17 protein-coding genes are annotated in these 16,758 nt (G+C 32.2%); 9 read left to right on the forward strand and 8 right to left on the reverse strand.

What is annotated here, in order from left to right; translation table 11 throughout:
• The first annotated feature begins 9 nt into the window (after positions 1 to 9).
• From LPB88_RS19855 to LPB88_RS19895, 9 genes are all read left to right on the forward strand, one after another.
• Positions 10 to 975 (forward strand): Gfo/Idh/MocA family protein, encoded by a 966-nt coding sequence (locus LPB88_RS19855; protein WP_230717419.1) that lies wholly within the window; start codon positions 10 to 12, stop codon positions 973 to 975.
• Positions 976 to 1,066: 91 nt separating this feature from the next.
• Positions 1,067 to 1,954, forward strand: a complete 888-nt coding sequence (locus tag LPB88_RS19860; protein WP_230717420.1) for a 3-hydroxyacyl-CoA dehydrogenase family protein — start codon at positions 1,067 to 1,069, stop codon at positions 1,952 to 1,954.
• 32 nt (positions 1,955 to 1,986) lie between these two features.
• A complete protein-coding gene (locus LPB88_RS19865) occupies positions 1,987 to 2,517 on the forward strand; it encodes a hypothetical protein (RefSeq protein ID WP_230717421.1) in 531 nt (176 codons plus the stop codon).
• Positions 2,508 to 3,167, forward strand: coding sequence for a YggS family pyridoxal phosphate-dependent enzyme (locus LPB88_RS19870; protein WP_230717422.1), 660 nt, complete (start codon positions 2,508 to 2,510; stop codon positions 3,165 to 3,167). The genes LPB88_RS19865 and LPB88_RS19870 overlap by 10 nt, the downstream gene beginning before the upstream one ends.
• Before the next feature lie 68 nt (positions 3,168 to 3,235).
• Positions 3,236 to 3,583 (forward strand): four helix bundle protein, encoded by a 348-nt coding sequence (locus LPB88_RS19875; RefSeq protein WP_089350975.1) that lies wholly within the window; start codon positions 3,236 to 3,238, stop codon positions 3,581 to 3,583.
• A 101-nt stretch (positions 3,584 to 3,684) separates the two neighbouring features.
• On the forward strand, positions 3,685 to 5,046 hold the full coding sequence (locus tag LPB88_RS19880) for an exonuclease domain-containing protein (protein ID WP_230717423.1): 1,362 nt from the start codon (positions 3,685 to 3,687) through the stop codon (positions 5,044 to 5,046).
• A 30-nt stretch (positions 5,047 to 5,076) separates the two neighbouring features.
• Entirely contained in the window at positions 5,077 to 5,916 is an 840-nt protein-coding gene (locus LPB88_RS19885; protein WP_230717424.1) for an ion transporter, read from the forward strand.
• Positions 5,917 to 6,067: 151 nt separating this feature from the next.
• Positions 6,068 to 6,988, forward strand: a complete 921-nt coding sequence (gene miaA, locus LPB88_RS19890; protein WP_230717425.1) for a tRNA (adenosine(37)-N6)-dimethylallyltransferase MiaA — start codon at positions 6,068 to 6,070, stop codon at positions 6,986 to 6,988.
• A gap of 53 nt (positions 6,989 to 7,041) precedes the next feature.
• Entirely contained in the window at positions 7,042 to 7,788 is a 747-nt protein-coding gene (locus LPB88_RS19895) for an acyl-[acyl-carrier-protein] thioesterase (RefSeq protein ID WP_230717426.1), read from the forward strand.
• A 275-nt stretch (positions 7,789 to 8,063) separates the two neighbouring features.
• Here the strand turns inward: LPB88_RS19895 and LPB88_RS19900 are convergent, their stop codons facing one another.
• The 8 genes from LPB88_RS19900 to fabV form a co-directional block, all read right to left on the reverse strand.
• A complete protein-coding gene (locus LPB88_RS19900) occupies positions 8,064 to 8,600 on the reverse strand; it encodes a hypothetical protein (protein ID WP_230717427.1) in 537 nt (178 codons plus the stop codon).
• Positions 8,587 to 9,276 (reverse strand): peptide chain release factor H, encoded by a 690-nt coding sequence (gene prfH / locus LPB88_RS19905; RefSeq protein WP_230717428.1) that lies wholly within the window; start codon positions 9,274 to 9,276, stop codon positions 8,587 to 8,589. Before prfH ends, LPB88_RS19900 begins: the two co-directional genes overlap by 14 nt.
• A gap of 12 nt (positions 9,277 to 9,288) precedes the next feature.
• Positions 9,289 to 10,680 carry an RtcB family protein gene (locus LPB88_RS19910; protein WP_230717429.1) on the reverse strand — a complete coding sequence of 464 codons (1,392 nt, stop codon included), beginning with the start codon at positions 10,678 to 10,680 and terminating at the stop codon, positions 9,289 to 9,291.
• Between the two features lie 718 nt (positions 10,681 to 11,398).
• Positions 11,399 to 12,115 carry a response regulator transcription factor gene (locus LPB88_RS19915; protein WP_026985497.1) on the reverse strand — a complete coding sequence of 239 codons (717 nt, stop codon included), beginning with the start codon at positions 12,113 to 12,115 and terminating at the stop codon, positions 11,399 to 11,401.
• 3 nt (positions 12,116 to 12,118) lie between these two features.
• Positions 12,119 to 13,705: a sensor histidine kinase KdpD gene (locus tag LPB88_RS19920; RefSeq protein ID WP_230717430.1), complete on the reverse strand. Its 1,587-nt coding sequence runs from the start codon at positions 13,703 to 13,705 to the stop codon at positions 12,119 to 12,121.
• 59 nt (positions 13,706 to 13,764) lie between these two features.
• Positions 13,765 to 14,361 (reverse strand): dephospho-CoA kinase, encoded by a 597-nt coding sequence (coaE, locus tag LPB88_RS19925; RefSeq protein ID WP_230717431.1) that lies wholly within the window; start codon positions 14,359 to 14,361, stop codon positions 13,765 to 13,767.
• 1 nt (position 14,362) lies between these two features.
• Positions 14,363 to 15,361: a glycosyltransferase family 2 protein gene (locus LPB88_RS19930; protein ID WP_230717432.1), complete on the reverse strand. Its 999-nt coding sequence runs from the start codon at positions 15,359 to 15,361 to the stop codon at positions 14,363 to 14,365.
• Between the two features lie 127 nt (positions 15,362 to 15,488).
• Positions 15,489 to 16,679 carry an enoyl-ACP reductase FabV gene (gene fabV, locus LPB88_RS19935; protein WP_230717433.1) on the reverse strand — a complete coding sequence of 397 codons (1,191 nt, stop codon included), beginning with the start codon at positions 16,677 to 16,679 and terminating at the stop codon, positions 15,489 to 15,491.
• Between the last annotated feature and the right edge of the window lie 79 nt (positions 16,680 to 16,758).

A 16,758-nucleotide genomic window follows, 5' to 3' on the forward strand; every position in this document is an offset into this window, starting at 1 on the left:
TACATTCTCATGTTAAAAGTAGGAGTTTTAGGTGCGGGTCATCTTGGTAAAATACATTTACGCTTATTACAACAATCTGACAAATACGAACTAGTTGGATTTTACGACGAAAATCAAGAAAATGCCGAAAGAATTTCAAAAGAATTCGGTTATAAAAACTTCAGTACTATTGCAAAATTAATCCACGCTGTGGATGTAATCGATATTGTAACACCAACTCTTTCGCACTATAAATGTGCTAAAGTAGCCATCAAATCAGGAAAACATATCTTTATAGAAAAACCAATTGCCAATACTGTTGAGGAAGCCGAAGAGATTATTGCTCTGGCAAAAGAATACAACGTAAAAGGTCAGGTTGGTCATGTTGAGCGCTTTAATCCAGCGTTTATTGCTACAAAAAACATGATCGAAAATCCAATGTTTATCGAAACACATCGTTTGGCCGAGTTTAATCCTCGTGGTACAGATGTTCCTGTGGTATTGGATTTAATGATTCACGATATTGATGCTATTTTAAGTGTTGTAAACTCAAAAGTAAAAAGTATCAACGCAAGTGGTGTTTCTGTTATCAGTGATACTCCGGATATTGCAAATGCCCGAATCGAATTCGAAAATGGTTGTGTGGCAAATTTAACTGCAAGCAGAATTTCGATGAAAAACATGCGTAAAACACGCTTTTTTCAAAGAGATGCTTACATTTCTGTTGATTTTCTGGAGAAAAAATGTGAAGTGGTTCGTATGAAAGATGCACCGGAAATTCCAGGAGATTTTGATATGATTCTGCAAAATGCTGAAGGTGTAAAAAAACAAATCTATTTCACTAATCCTGATGTAGAACAAAACAATGCAATTCTTGACGAATTAGAGTCATTTGCTAATGCAATAAATACAGACACTACACCAGTTGTAACTCTCGAACAAGCAACAGATGCACTAAGAGTAGCGTATCAGATTATTGATTGTTTCGATAAATAATTAAAATCCCTTAAAAATAAAATTAGCCACGAATGCACAACTTAATTAGTGAATTCGTGGCTAAAATCATAAATATAATATCAAAAAATAAATGAAAACTATAGCTGTAATTGGTGCAGGAACAATGGGTAACGGAATTGCTCATACATTTGCACAAAGTGGTTTTACCGTAAAACTTATTGATGTTTCAGAGAAATCACTGGATAAAGGAATGGCAACAATTGCTGCCAATTTGGACAGAATGCTTTCTAAAGGTACAATCACTCAGGAAGATGTTGCAAAAACTATCACCAATATTATTACCTATACTGATATTAAAGACGGAGTTGTTGGCGTAGATTTAGTAGTTGAAGCTGCAACAGAAAATGTAGAATTAAAACTGAACATCTTCAAACAATTAAACGAAGTTTGTTCACACAATACAATTTTAGCAACAAATACTTCTTCAATTTCAATTACGCAAATCGGAGCTGTAGTTGCACATCCAGAGCGTGTTATCGGAATGCACTTTATGAATCCGGTGCCAATCATGAAATTGGTAGAAATCATTCGCGGATACAATACCAGCGACGAAGTAACCAAAATTATCATGGATTTATCTGAAAAATTAGGTAAAACTCCAGTTGAAGTAAACGATTATCCAGGTTTCGTGGCAAACAGAATTTTAATGCCAATGCTAAACGAAGCAATCGAAACGTTATATAATAAAGTTGCCGGTGTTTACGAAATTGACACTGTGATGAAATTAGGAATGGGACATCCAATGGGACCACTTCAATTAGCTGATTTTATTGGCCTTGATGTTTGTCTTGCAATTCTAAATGTAATGTATGAAGGTTTCAAAAACCCTAAATATGCTCCTTGCCCATTATTAGTAAATATGGTAAGAGCTGGAAAATTAGGAGTAAAATCTGGTGAAGGTTTTTATGATTATAGTGAAAGTAAAAAAGCAGAGAAAATCTCTAAGCAGTTTGTTTAATTGACAAACATAAAAAATTCTTTTACAAAAATATGATCACATTTGAAGGTGAATATAAAAGTTTTAAAGCTAGAATTTTCAGTCAAAAAACTTTAGGTTTTTTATTTGTTTTTATATTTTATTCATATATATTTTCTCGTTTTTTTGAAGTAGATACTTTAAAATATTATACCTATTTTCTGGAATTCGTCTTTTTTGTATTATTTATTACTGTCACTATAAATACAAGTAAAAACATTATTGACAAAATTAGTATTGATGAAAACAATATTACTTTAAGTGGAGAAAATTTCAATGAAAATTGGAAAAAATCACTAAATATTAAAGAAACTAATATTCAGATACGAATTAATGCTTCTCAAAAAGGAATACGTGGATCGACTTTTTACTTAAAAATAAAAAACAAAAAAGATAATTACACCATAAATTCATTCGAAACATACACTGATGAAGGAATAATGCATATTTTCAATGCATTTAAGAAATTTAAAGACGAAAAAATAATCATAGACGAAAGGCTGGTAATATTGCAAATACAAGAAAAAATAGAAAAATGTCGATAGCGTCAAATTTAAATACAATCAAAACAAGTTTACCAGAACATGTAACATTAGTTGCAGTTTCTAAAACCAAACCTGTTTCTGATTTAATGCAAGCCTACGAAGCCGGTCAACGCATTTTTGGTGAGAATAAAATCCAGGAAATGGTTGATAAGTACGAACAAATGCCAAAAGACATTCAGTGGCACATGATTGGTCACGTACAATCGAATAAAGTCAAATTTATGGCACCATTTGTGAGTTTGATCCACGGAGTTGACAGCTTGAAATTATTTCAGGAAATCAACAAACAAGCATTAAAAAACAATAGAATTATCGATTGTTTGCTTCAGATACATATTGCCGAAGAAGAAACTAAATTTGGTTTGGATGAAAATGAATTAAATGCACTTTTATCTTCATTTGAATTCAAAGAAATGAAAAACATTCGTATCTTAGGATTAATGGGAATGGCAACATTCACAGAAGATCAAAACCAGATTAAAAAAGAATTTATACATTTAAAGTCTATTTTTGATTCGATTCAATCAATCGAAAATGAAAATTTAAAATTGAATACAATATCCATGGGGATGTCTGGAGATTACCAACTTGCCATAGAATGCGGCAGCACAATGGTTCGCATTGGAAGCAGCATTTTTGGAGGTCGTTGATTTTTTCAATATCAATTGCAATTGCAAAAATCAAAATTCAATTTTAAAAGTATAAATCAATAATTTAAATGGAAAAAATATTCAATTTTGAAGATCGATTAGTTCGATTTGCTGGAGAATGTATTTTCTTTACAAGACAATTAGAGAGATTATTTGAAAATGAATATTATAAAAATCAATTAATTAGATCATCTGGAAGCGCTTCCTTAAATTTTGGAGAAGCACAAGGCACCATAACTGATAAAGATTTTATTTTTAAAGTTTCATTAGTTGTAAAAGAATTAAAAGAATCCAGAAACTCATTAAAGATTCTAGATTATATTAAAGAAGGTGATAGCGATAAAAGAAGTAAGCTTCTAATTGAAGTAGAACAACTTATTGCAATTTCATCAAAAATGATAATAAATAAAAAATAATTCAATTCCAATGACAATAGCAATTACAATAACAATTTTCAAAAATTGAAATTGATTTTTAAAATTGATATTGCCATTGATTTTTGAAATTGACATTTAAAATGTACGCAATACTAGACATAGAAACCACTGGAGGCCAGTTTAATGAAGAAGGAATTACCGAAATCGCCATATATAAATTTGATGGTCATGAAGTAGTTGACCAATTCATTAGCCTTGTTAATCCTGAAATTCCGATTCAGCCTTTTGTGGTGAAATTAACCGGAATCAATAATGCTATGTTGCGTTCGGCACCAAAGTTTTTTGAAGTTGCAAAAAGAATTATAGAAATCACTTCAGATTGTATCATTGTTGCACATAATGCTTCTTTTGATTATCGAATTTTACGTACCGAATTCAGACGTTTAGGTTACGATTTCGAAGCCAGAACGCTTTGTACTGTAGAGCTTGCCAAAAAATTAATTCCGGATCAACCCTCTTATAGTTTAGGAAAATTAGTTCGTGCACTCGGGATCCCAATGGCAGACAGACATCGTGCCAGCGGAGATGCAATGGCAACAACCAAGTTATTCAAAATGCTTCTTGAAAAAGACTTAGAAAAAACAATCGTAAAAGATTTTATAAAACTCGAAGTCGAAAAAGGAATTGCTCCAAAATTATTGGATCTTTTAGCACAAATGCCTGCAAAAACCGGTATTTACTATATATACAACGAAGGCGGAACTTTGATTTACATTGGCAAAAGCCAAAATATCAAGAAAAGAATCAACCAGCATTTTACTGGAATCACCACAAAAAGTAAAAAAATTCAAGCCGAAGTTTTCACCATAACTTATGACGAAACCGGAAGCGAATTAATTGCGCTTTTAAAAGAAAGTGAAGAAATAAAAATACATCGCCCGAGGCACAATCGTTCGCAGAAAAAAACGGTATTTCCATTTGCTATCTATGCAGAAAAAGATTCAAACGGTTATTTGAACTTAAAACTTCAAAAAGCCGATGGACGTAAAAAAGAAATTACATCATTTGCTTCTTTACAGGAAGGCAAAAATATGCTTTTCAAATTCACCGCTAAGTATCATTTGTGCCAAAAGCTAACTGGATTGTATCAAACTAAAAAAGAGTGCTTTCAATATAAAATAAAAGAATGCGACGGTGCGTGTATTGGCGAAGTAAGTCCCGAAGAATACAATGCAAGGGTTCAGCAATTTATATCCGAAAATAGTTTTGAAAACAAAAGTATGATTCTGCTTGACAGAGGTCGAAATGTGAATGAAAGAAGCGCTATACTAATCGAAAACGGAATTTATAAAGGCTACGCTTATTACGACCTTAATTATCAAATTACAAACATTGAAATTCTAAAAAATATCCTAATTCCAATGCAGCACAATCGAGATGTAAAAAACATAATTCAAAGCCACATCCGAAAAACCAAGTCACCCAAAATTTTATATTTTTAACAAATAAAAACTTTCATTATCTTTGTAGATATGAAAAAAATAAAATCAAAATACGATATTTTCAGGCAAAAAACCCAAATTATTATTTATGGCAGTAACACCTTTGCAGGACGTCTGTTCGATTTAATACTTTTAGGGTTAATTTTACTGAGTGTCCTTTTGGTCATGATGGACACAGTCGAAGGTATCAACCAAAAATATCACTCACAACTTCTTATTTGTGAATGGATTATTACTGTTTTCTTTACCATAGAGTTTATTTTACGTATTATTTCGATACAAAAACCCCTAAAATATATTTTTAGCTTTTATGGAATAATTGATTTAATGGCAATATTACCCATGTTTTTATCGATTTTTTTTCCAGCTACAAATGTTTTAACCATAGTAAGAGTCTTGCGTTTCTTCCGATTGTTTAAAATCCTGCATATCCCGCAAATTTCGCAACAATCCAAACAACTTCGGGAAGCTATGGAAGCCAGCAAAGAAAAGATTTTGGTATTTATCTACTTTATACTAATTAGTGCAGTAATTATTGGTTCACTAATGTATGTTGTCGAAGGCAAAGAAAGTGGCTTTACCAGCATTCCTACTGGCATTTATTGGTCTATTGTTACCTTAACGACAGTTGGTTATGGAGATATTTCGCCAGCGACACCTTTAGGGCAATTTTTAGCTTCATTGGTAATGATTATGGGTTACGGCGTCATTGCGGTTCCGACCGGAATAGTTACTGCAGAATTTGCAAAAAGCAGCCTTAGGGGCAATTCTATCAATACTAAAAAAACCTGCAAAAAATGTCAATCACAAGTACATTTTGATAGTGCAAAATACTGTCACGAATGCGGAACCGAATTGACAAATAATTAATTTAAGAAGCTATTCCAGCTGTACATTGCAACTCCTCCTTATCTTTGTTGTTTTTTTAAGGCATAAAAGGAGCTTCTAAAGTCGCTCTTTTATCCCAAAAAAACTAACAAATATAAGTCCGGGGTTTCCATTCCCATCTGGGCTAAAAAATATGAAATACTTAATAACCATCGTCGGACCAACAGCCATAGGCAAAACAGCCTTAAGTATTGCTTTGGCACAACGTTTCAAATGTGAAATCATTTCTTGCGACAGTCGTCAATTTTTCAAAGAAATGACAATTGGTACGGCAGTTCCAAATCAGGAAGAATTACAATCAGCAACACATCATTTCATCCAAAATAGATCTATTTTCGAAAATTATACCGTTGGTGATTACGAAAAAGAAGCACTTCTTAAATTAGAAGAATTATTTCAGAATAATGATTATGCAATACTAATTGGCGGTTCAGGATTATATGTAGATGCCATTTTAAAAGGTTTCGATGAATTTCCTGAAATCGACTCAAAAATACGTTCTGAAGTAAACTCGAATTATGAGAAACTCGGAATCAATTATTTACAAGAACAATTACAGCTTTTAGATCCTGAATATTTTCAAAAAATAACCATTGAAAATCCACAGACTTTACAAAACCCACAGCGAATGATGCGCTTTGTAGAAGTTTGTATCGGAACTCAAAAACCATATTCTTCTTTTTTAAACCAGAAGAAAAACAATAGAAACTTCACTCCTATTTTAATAGGTTTAGAAGCTGACCGACAAGTAATTTATACCCGAATCAATCAGCGTGTTGACATTATGATGAGCCAAGGTTTATTGGAAGAAGCAAAAACACTTTATCCTAATAAAGCGTTAAATGCGCTTCAAACCGTCGGTTATAGAGAATTATTTAGTTATTTTGACGGAGAATTCACTTTGCCATTTGCAATTGAAGAAATCAAAAAAAATACCAGACGTTTTTCCAAAAGACAACTTACATGGTTCAAGCGAAATGAAACTACAAAATGGTTTGATTACGCAACAGATAGAAAACAAATAATAGATTATATAGAAAATCTTCTAAAGTAAAAGCAAAATAAATTTTCTGTATTCTATTCTCTAAATAAATTTAAAATTACAAAATGCCAATATCTCCTAATTTCACGTCGGTTTTAAGTAAAGACTGGGAAATCAATTTCACGCAATGCACACCAAATGGCTTCCTAAAATATACTGACTTATGTAATATTTTACAACTTACCGCTGCTGCACATTCTGAAGTTGGCGGAATTAGCTTTTTTGATATGCAGGAATTCCATCAAGCCTGGGTTTTAAGCAGAATGCGTGTTGAAATCTCTGCTTTACCAAAATGGCAAGACGTTGTAACCGTAAAAACATGGATCAATAGCTTAGAAAATTCTCGTTCTGTTCGTGCACTTGAAATGTATGTAAATGGCAAAAAAATAGTAGGCTGCGAAACCTATTGGGCCGTTTTTAATACTCAATTACGCCGTCCTGAAGCTTTGGCTTTACCCTATGAACATTTTGAGTTGTTTCCTGACAACAGAGCAACAAACGACGGTTTTTCCAAGATAAACATCAATCATGAAAAAGAAGCCATTTTTGAAAAAACGGTTTACTTATCTGATTTAGACATTGTAAATCACGTAAATAATGTGAAATATCTAGAATGGTGTTTGGATCATGTTGATGAAAAACGAATCTTGAAACAAGAAGTCAAAAGCTTTGAAATGAATTTCATGAAAGAACTTTCATTAAAAGACAAAGTAGTAATTCACGAAAGTGAAGACGATAATCATACCAATGCAAAATTTAGCATTACGAAAGGTGATAAAACCTGTTTTGCTTTAGAATTACATTGGAAATAATATAACGTTTTCAATTTTGAATATTGTGTAGTCCCTACAGGACAAATATTCATTCTTCTAATACTATTTCTACCAGTATTTAATCTCTACGAGATATTTTAAGAATTCATAACAAAATAAAATACTCCGCTAGGAGTTATATGTTGGTAGATAAAGAATTTAGCACACCACTAAAATATCCAGTAGGGACTACACAATTTTACAAATCATTCAGATATATAAAAACAATGCGATTCAAAATTTGAATCGCATTGTTTTTTGTTTTAAATCAAAATTTAATTTGATTTCTTTTTCGAATCCTTCTTTGATTTTTTGGACTTCTTTTTCTTCTCTACCAAATCTATTTTTCCTTTAATTCGTTTCTCTACTTCAATAATATCAGACTCAAAGGCAAACTGTAAAGCACAAAGTTTAGCATTTTTGATCTCCCTCAGAGCTTCTTTAAATTGTTCCTGCGCTTCAAGAAGAATAGCTTTCTTCACAAATATTTCCGATTTATTTATTCCTTTTACCGTTAAAGCAAAGTCAATTAGCTTTTGCGCCTCTTCATAATCTTCGTTTAAAATCAAAGTATGTAAATAATGTGGATAAACTTCAAGTGCATGAATATTAATAGCCAAAGCTTCTTGAAAATAATGTTTTGCTTCTTCATAATTCCACAATTGTTCCGTTTGAATTCTTCCATACAGACACAAAACCATTGTATTTTTGGCATCATAAGAAAAAGCATAATCTAAAGATTCAATAGTTTCTTCAAGCGAATACGGGTAATTATCTAAAGCCTGAAAAAGGTATTTATCAATTGTTTTCATTTCGTAAATCTGTTTTTAGTTTCTGACGAGTTCCTTTGTAACTTTTCTCTACTTTATTCTTCTTAAAATCAGTTCCGATAAAAACCCTAACAGGATTTCCACGTTGAATATTCAACTGGTTTTCCCATTGTTTTCCTACATGATTTTTAAGTTGTTGCAAAGTTTCGTCTTCTAGTTTTTTTAATAATCTTTCTGTTGCCAGTTTTTTGTTTTGGTGTTGTGAACGACTGTCCATAGAAACAACTGCAATTCCTGTTGGAATATGTGTTGCTCTAATTGCCGAACTTACTTTATTCACATGTTGTCCGCCAGCACCGGAACTTCGCATTGCCTGATACTGAATATCATTTTCTGAAATTGATGCATCCTTTTGCGGTTCAATCTCAAAAATGCCAATAAACCAGTTTTTTCGTTTGTGCATTTTTCTAAACTGACTCTGACCAATCCATTGAATTGTTCCTATCCAGGAATTGGCAAATGTTGCTGCATTTTTTCCTTTTATAGAAATTGTTGCAGTTTCAACTGTACCGTTTTCCTGACCAACTTCTCTTTGCAATAAAGTGGTTTCTAATTGTTGTTCCTGAGCTACGTCTAAAACTTTTTTAAGCACTTGGGCAACCACCCAAGTGCATTCTGCAGGTCCGCGACCTGCGGTTATCTGTATTATTCTTTCCATTTTTAATTTCTTTTATCGGTCCATTCTAACGATTTTAGGCGTGAAAGTTCCCAGAACTTCAACCAAATCTGTTTGATTTCCCATCACCTTTGTAATGTCTTTGTACGCCATTGGTGCTTCATCGATATTTCCACCAATTAAAGTGACATCATTAGTTTTTAAAACCTTCTTAATTTCACTTTGCGTAAACATGCTTTTACATTTAGCACGAGAAAATAAACGTCCCGCACCATGCGATGCCGAATTTAAACTTTCTGAATTCCCTTTGCCTTTCACAATATATCCCGGAGCGGTCATAGATCCTGGAATGATCCCCAATTGACCTTCAGCAGCAGGTGTTGCACCTTTTCTGTGTACGATACATTCTTGACCATTTACCATTTCTTTCCAGGCAAAATTGTGGTGATTTTCAATTGTAACCACTACTCTTTTTCCTATCGCTTTGGCAATTCTTCTATGAATATCGTCGTGACAGGCTTTTGCATATTCTCCCGCCAAATTCATTGCCAGCCAGTATTCCTGACCATCATGTGTGTTCAAATCTAACCAAGCCAAATGCTGAACATTTTTTGGTAAAGGGCATTGTTTCGTTGCCAGATAGGTATAATGTTTAGCAATATTTGCTCCCAAACCACGAGAACCACTGTGTGATAAAACAGCAAAATACTCACCAACTCCAAGCTTCCATTCGTTCTCAGGATTGTCAATTTTTGCAATTCCAAATTCTACAAAATGATTTCCTCCGCCTGAACTTCCTAATTGTTTGTAAGCCTTAGGCAAAAGATTCTTCAATAGTGGAATATCCTGAAATTCGCTCTTATAAAAAACTTCATGATCCGCTTTTGTAGCATGTGTTTCATTCATTCCAAATTTGGTATTGTCTTTTAAAATTGCTTGCAACTGATGTTCTTTTCCTTTGAAATAAGATGCCGGTATATCAAATATTGACAAACTCATTCGGCAACCAATATCAACTCCAACTCCATACGGAATAACCGCGTTATCTGTTGCTAAAACACCTCCAATTGGTAATCCATAACCTGAATGTGCATCCGGCATTAAAGCTCCTGCAACCGAAATTGGCAATTTTAAAGAATCATACAACTGAAATTTTGCTTGTTGATCGATTTCATTTTCACCAAAAATGGTAAAAGGAGCACGAGTTGTTTTTAGTTGATGCATTCTTACGTGAACCGGGTTTACCAAACCTTCTGCTACTTTTCCCCAGGTTCCGTGCCCTTCAAATTTTTCCGGATGAAGCAAAACCTCTTTGGCTTCTGTTAGAATAGATTCTTTTTTTTCTCTTTTTCTATATCTGTTTATTTGCCCTAAAGCTATATTTATTGAATTGTTTTTTGGAAAGCCCAACTTAATCAGGTCTTTTCCGGATAATTTATTTCCCATAAATTTTTTATTATTCTTGTTGTTTTGCAAACAAATGTTTTTCAAAACTAAACGGTTTGAAAAAAACACAAGCGTACGTGATCTTTTATCCTTTCGGACAAATAATTGAATTGTTATTCGGGAAAATTTGAAGTGTCTAGAATAAAAAAAGCCCGAAACTAAATGTCTTCGGGCTTTTTTATATATCTAAAAATGAATTTCTAAGATTGAAATAAGCCACGAAGAAGCGCTGCACCAAATCCGTTTGGTGTGAAGCTTTGAGATGATGATGTAAGTACAAACATTTTTCTTCGTTATTAAAGGGTTATTAATTTTTTCGTCTGCAAATATTGTGAATTGTTTTTTGATTTTCCAAATTATTATAGGAAAAATTCGTGTAAAAAATATTTTTAGATTTTCAAAAGTCTAAAAAAACGTTATTATCTATCTAAAAACTAAAGCCATAGCCCTGATAGAAGCGGCATCCTTTTGTGGCAGTCCCGAGGCTTCGGGAGCCACAAAAGATACAAGCGGATAGCAGGAAATAGTTCCAAAACTTTAAAATTCTAATTTTTAAATTCCAAATTCCAATTTTTTCACTGTGAAATCTTTGTCAAAGTTTGAAACTTTGACAAAGATGAAATCGTGTAATTTACAGATGAAAAATATAAGCATAAAAAAAGCCCTGATTTCTCAGAGCTTTAATATTTTTTTAGTTTGGTGAACTTTTGTTATTTTGTTATTCTGTAACTTTACTTTTAACAACTAATCTAAATCCTTCTCCGTGAATGTTAAGGATTTCAACATCTTCATCTGCTTTTAGGTATTTTCTAAGTTTAGCGATGTAAACATCCATACTTCTTGAAGTAAAGTAGTTGTCATCTCTCCAGATTTTTGTTAATGCTAATTCTCTTGGCATTAAATCATTTTCGTGAAGAATTAACATTTTAAGTAATTCGTTCTCTTTTGGAGATAATTTTATTGGTTCGTCGTTTTCGAATGTTAAGAATCTAAGTTTAGAATTTAGGTGAAATTTACCAATATTAAACTCAAATTGAACTTGTTCTGCTTTTGTATCAGCAGATTTTCTTTGGATGATTGCTTTTATTTTCATCAATAAAACTTCTGAATCAAAAGGTTTATTCAAATAATCATCGGCTCCAGCTTTGTATCCTTTTAATACATCTTCTTTCATAGACTTAGCTGTCAAGAAGATAATTGGCACTTCGCTGTTTTTTTCTCTAATTTCTTTGGCTAAAGTGTAACCATCTTTATAAGGCATCATTACGTCAAGAATACATAAATCGTATACATCTTTCTTGAATTTCTCGAAACCTTCCATACCGTTTTTAGCTAAAGTAACTTCAAAGTCATTTAACATTAGATAATCTTTAAGAACTGCCCCAAAATTAAGGTCATCTTCTACTAAAAGTATTCTTTTGTTATTATTTTCCATATTTTAATTTATTAATGGTATTTTTATTATAAAGGTGCTACCTTTTCCTTTTTCGCTTTCAACATATACTTGGCCATTATGATCTTCTACTATTCTTTTTACATAAGCAAGACCTAAACCATGTCCTTTTACATTATGCAAATCTCCTGTATGTTCTCTGTAAAACTTTTCAAAAACTCGTTTTTGAGCTATCTTACTCATACCAAGACCATTATCTTTTACTTTTATCAGAATCATGTCTTTGACATTTTCTGTAAAAATTTCTATTTCAGGAGCATCAGGTGAATATTTTATGGCGTTTTCTAAAATATTAACCAATACGTTTGTAAAATGCACTTCGTTTATCAAACATGTTGTTCTCGCTGCATTAAAGTGTTTTACTACCGTACCTTGTCTGTCTTCTAAAATTAAATTTACGTGCTCAATTGCATCATCAATTATATCATGAATTACGGTTGGTTCTTTCGTGATATCAAGTTCTCTTTTTTCTAATTTAGAGATACGCAGAACGTTTTCAACCTGAGCATGCATTCTTTTATTCTCGTCCCGAATCATTTGAAGATAGCGAAACACTTTCTCTTTATCTTCAATAATCTTAGGATTTCTAATTGCGTCGAGCGCTAAATTTATTGTTGCAATTGGAGTTTTAAACTCGTGCGTCATATTATTAATAAAATCTGTCTTGATTTCAGAAATATGTTTTTGACGCAACAATTGATTTAATGCACTAGTATACGCTACTATTATAATTAATGTAAAAATTATCGACAACACAGTGATACTCAACAACTCAGACAGTAAAAATTTCTTTTTATGCGGAAAAGTTACATACAATTCATATCTACTACTTCCTTCATTATCTGTGAATATTGGCACGTGATAGCTTGCATCTTTATCATAATGAAATCCATCGGATTTTATTTTTGTCGATAATCCACTATTTAGAACTCCAAACTCAAATTTGGTTTTTACACCATATTCTTCTAATTCTTTCTTTAGAAGGTTTTGCAATTTTATTTTAGAAATTCTTTCATCGATTGGCAATGCATCTGCAAAATCCTTTATCGAAATTTCCATCTGAACTTTATTCAAAACATCCAAACTACCTGACTTTTCAATCTTTAAATCTGGAATTATGCTTTGTCCTAAAGTATTGTTGTCAATATTGTTATTGTTATTATAAACTTCAGTTACTCTTTTAGAGCTAAAATTTTTAAATCTTTCGCTGCTAAACTTTTTATTAAAAAGCGAACCACTTATATCGTAATCTTCAGATGTAAGTGTGTTAGAATAAACTATCGTTTTATTTGTTTTTGTATTTCTCTGTACATATAATACTTCAAGTAAATCTTCTTTCTTTGGAATTTTACCAGTACTGTCTTTTAAACGATTCCATTTGTCATAAAAACCATACTCTTCCTGCTGTTCAAGTTTATCAGCAACATTACCGATTACTTGGGTAACGTGGTATTTAAATTGCTCGTCATTATTTTTGAACGAAGAATTGAACCAATATACTTGAACCAGAATAATCCCTATTAAGGATAAACTCATCAGTAAAACAAGTATTCTAAAAAATAATTTATTCATCGAAACAAAATTAATATTTTAACAATATACTAAATAATACATTAACCAAATATTAACATTTAAGACTGATTTTGTTTTATATTTAAAATTTTAAGAATTTTAACAACTTCTTCTTTAGCAATTTTAAGATTACTGTTATTAATTACAAAATTGCTTAAGGAAATTCGTTTTTCATCATTCCACTGCATTTTTATTCTACTTAAAACCTGTTCGCGTGTGGTATTATCTCGCTTTAGAACTCTTTCGATTCTAATTTCTTCTGGGGCAGTAACTGTTACAATAACATCGCAATCTTTATAACGACCACTTTCAAACAAAATTGCGGCTTCGTACACCACATATTGATATTTTTCATGTTTTGATAACCAAATTTCAAAATCCTCTTTTACAGCAGGATGTACAATTGCATTTAATTTCGCTAACTGATCTGCATTATTAAAAACAATTTCTGCCAGTTTTGCTCTATTTAAAGCATTATTTTCAAAAAGTGTTTCTCCAAAAGTTGCTTTTATTTTATTTACAATACTTTCAGATTGCATTACTTTTTTGGCTTCATCATCAGCGATATAAACAGGAATTCCCATTTCTGCAAAATAGTTTGCAATAGTTGTTTTTCCACTTCCTATTCCACCCGTTAAGCCAATAACTTTTGTCATATTATAATTTAAAAAACATACGTGGAAAAGCTTCTTGCGGTTTTTTCTTTAAAAGGATAATTTTTATGAATGATTCTAAAAATCCTGTACCGTAACCATAAAATTGTTTCCAAACTGCAACAACAGATAAATATCCAATTTTAATGCTTTTATTTTGAATACCGGCTGTAAGAAAAATTATAACGAAATATACAAAATATAATTGTAATAAAATATCAATATTGAAAATTAATAGTAAAAAAGCTAATAATAATCCGATGATAAAAAGTGTAGGAAAGAAAAAAGTTAGCTTATTATGTTCTGGGTACCAACTGTTTAAAATAGGTCTGGCAATTCCGAACTTATGTACCTGAATTGAAAATTTTTCCCAATCAATTCTTCGTTTATGATAAACATAAGCTTCTGAAAACAATCTGGTTTCAAAACCTAAATTCCACAAACGAATTGACAGATCCGGATCTTCTCCCGGATGAATGTTACCAAAGCCTTTTGAGGCTTCAAATGCCTTTTTTGAAATTCCCATATTGAAACTTCTTGGCTGAAACTTATTAATTTTTTCAGAACCACCGCGAATTCCTCCTGTTGTCAAAAAGGAAGTCATTGCAAAATTAATTGCTTTCTGAATATTTGAGAAACTATCTAATGCTTTATCCGGACCTCCAAAACAATCCACATAATCCTGATCTAAGGCTTTTCTAACTTCTGTTAAATAGTTAGACGGAATAATGCAATCTGAATCAAAAATGATAAAATAATCTCCTCTCGCCTTTTGCATCCCGAAGTTTCTCGAATCTCCAGGTCCAGAATTTTCTTTGAAATAATACGAAATATTCAATTTTCCCTGATACTTCATTACAACGTCTTTACATGGAATTGAGGATCCATCTTCGACTAGAACAATTTCAAAAGCTTCATTATAATCAGATTTTGAGAGACTTTCTAAAAGTTCATCTACTTCATCTGGGCGATTATACACTGGTATAATTAAAGAAAAAATCATAATGGGATGTGCGTATTAAAGTGGGAATATTTTAAATTCAAAAATTTTAACAAAGATATGTTATATTCATAAAAAAACCATTCGCAGTGGCGAATGGTTTTCATTTATACTAGTATTTTTTTTCTTTTTATTTGATACTATCGATATTTACAACTTCATTTGCTTCAGCTGTATAATCAACTCCTGCAAATTCAAATCCGAACAGATTCAAGAAATCGTTTCTGTATCCTGCTAAGTCTCCAATAGCCGGCAATGTTTCAGTTGTAGCTTCTAACCAAAGTTTAGCCACTTTTTCCTGAACATCGTCACGCATTTCCCAGTCATCAATTCTGATTCTTCCTTTATCATCTGTAGGAACAGGTGATCCAGTGTATAATCTGTCTTGAAACAAACGTTGAATTTGCTCGATACAACCTTCATGGATTCCTTCTTCTTTCATGATTTTATATAAAAGAGAAATATATAAAGGAATAACAGGAATTGCTGAACTTGCTTGTGTAACCAATGCTTTGTTTACTGAAACATAAGCTTGACCTCCAATAGATTTTAAACTATCAGTGATAGAAAAAGCTGTAGCTTCTAAATGATCTTTTGCACGACCAATTGTTCCTTTACGGTAAACTGCCTCTGTCAATGATGGCCCGATATAAGAATAAGCAACTGTTGTAGCTCCTTCAGCTAATAAGTTTTCTGCCTTTAAAGCATCAATCCACATTGCCCAGTCTTCACCGCCCATTACAGCTACAGTATTTGTAATATCTTCATCGTTTGCCGGAGCAATAGAAACTTCAGTAACATTTCCTGTATGAAAATCTACTGTTTTATTTGTAAATGTTTGCCCGATTGGCTTTAAAGTTGAACGGTGCAAAACTCCTGTTACCGGGTGTTGACGAACTGGCGAAGCTAAACTGTAAATTATAAGATCAACTTGTCCTAAATCAGCTTTAATTAAATCCAGTGTTTGTCTTTTTATTTCGTTTGAAAAAGCATCTCCATTGATACTTTTTGCATATAGACCTGCTTTATGAGCTTCAGCTTCAAAAGCTGCAGAATTATACCATCCTGGTGAAGCTGTTTTTCCTTCAACTGGTGGTTTTTCAAAGAATACTCCAATAGTTGCAGCATCAGATCCAAAAGCACTTGTAATTCTTGAAGCTAAACCAAATCCTGTAGAAGCTCCGATAACTAATACTTTCTTTGCTCCGGCAATTGGCCCTTTTGATTTTATATATTCTATTTGATTTTTAACATTTTGCTCGGCTCCTTTTGGGTGAGATGTCAAGCAAATAAATCCTCTCATTCTAGGTTCTATAATCATGTTTTTACTGTTTATTCGTAATTGGATAATTCTTCTTAAAGAACATTAACTTCTTTACGTTTGTTTAATTAGCTTTAAG

The sequence above is a fragment of the Flavobacterium sp. JAS genome, from assembly GCF_020991455.1.
Taxonomy (GTDB): Bacteria; Bacteroidota; Bacteroidia; order Flavobacteriales; family Flavobacteriaceae; genus Flavobacterium.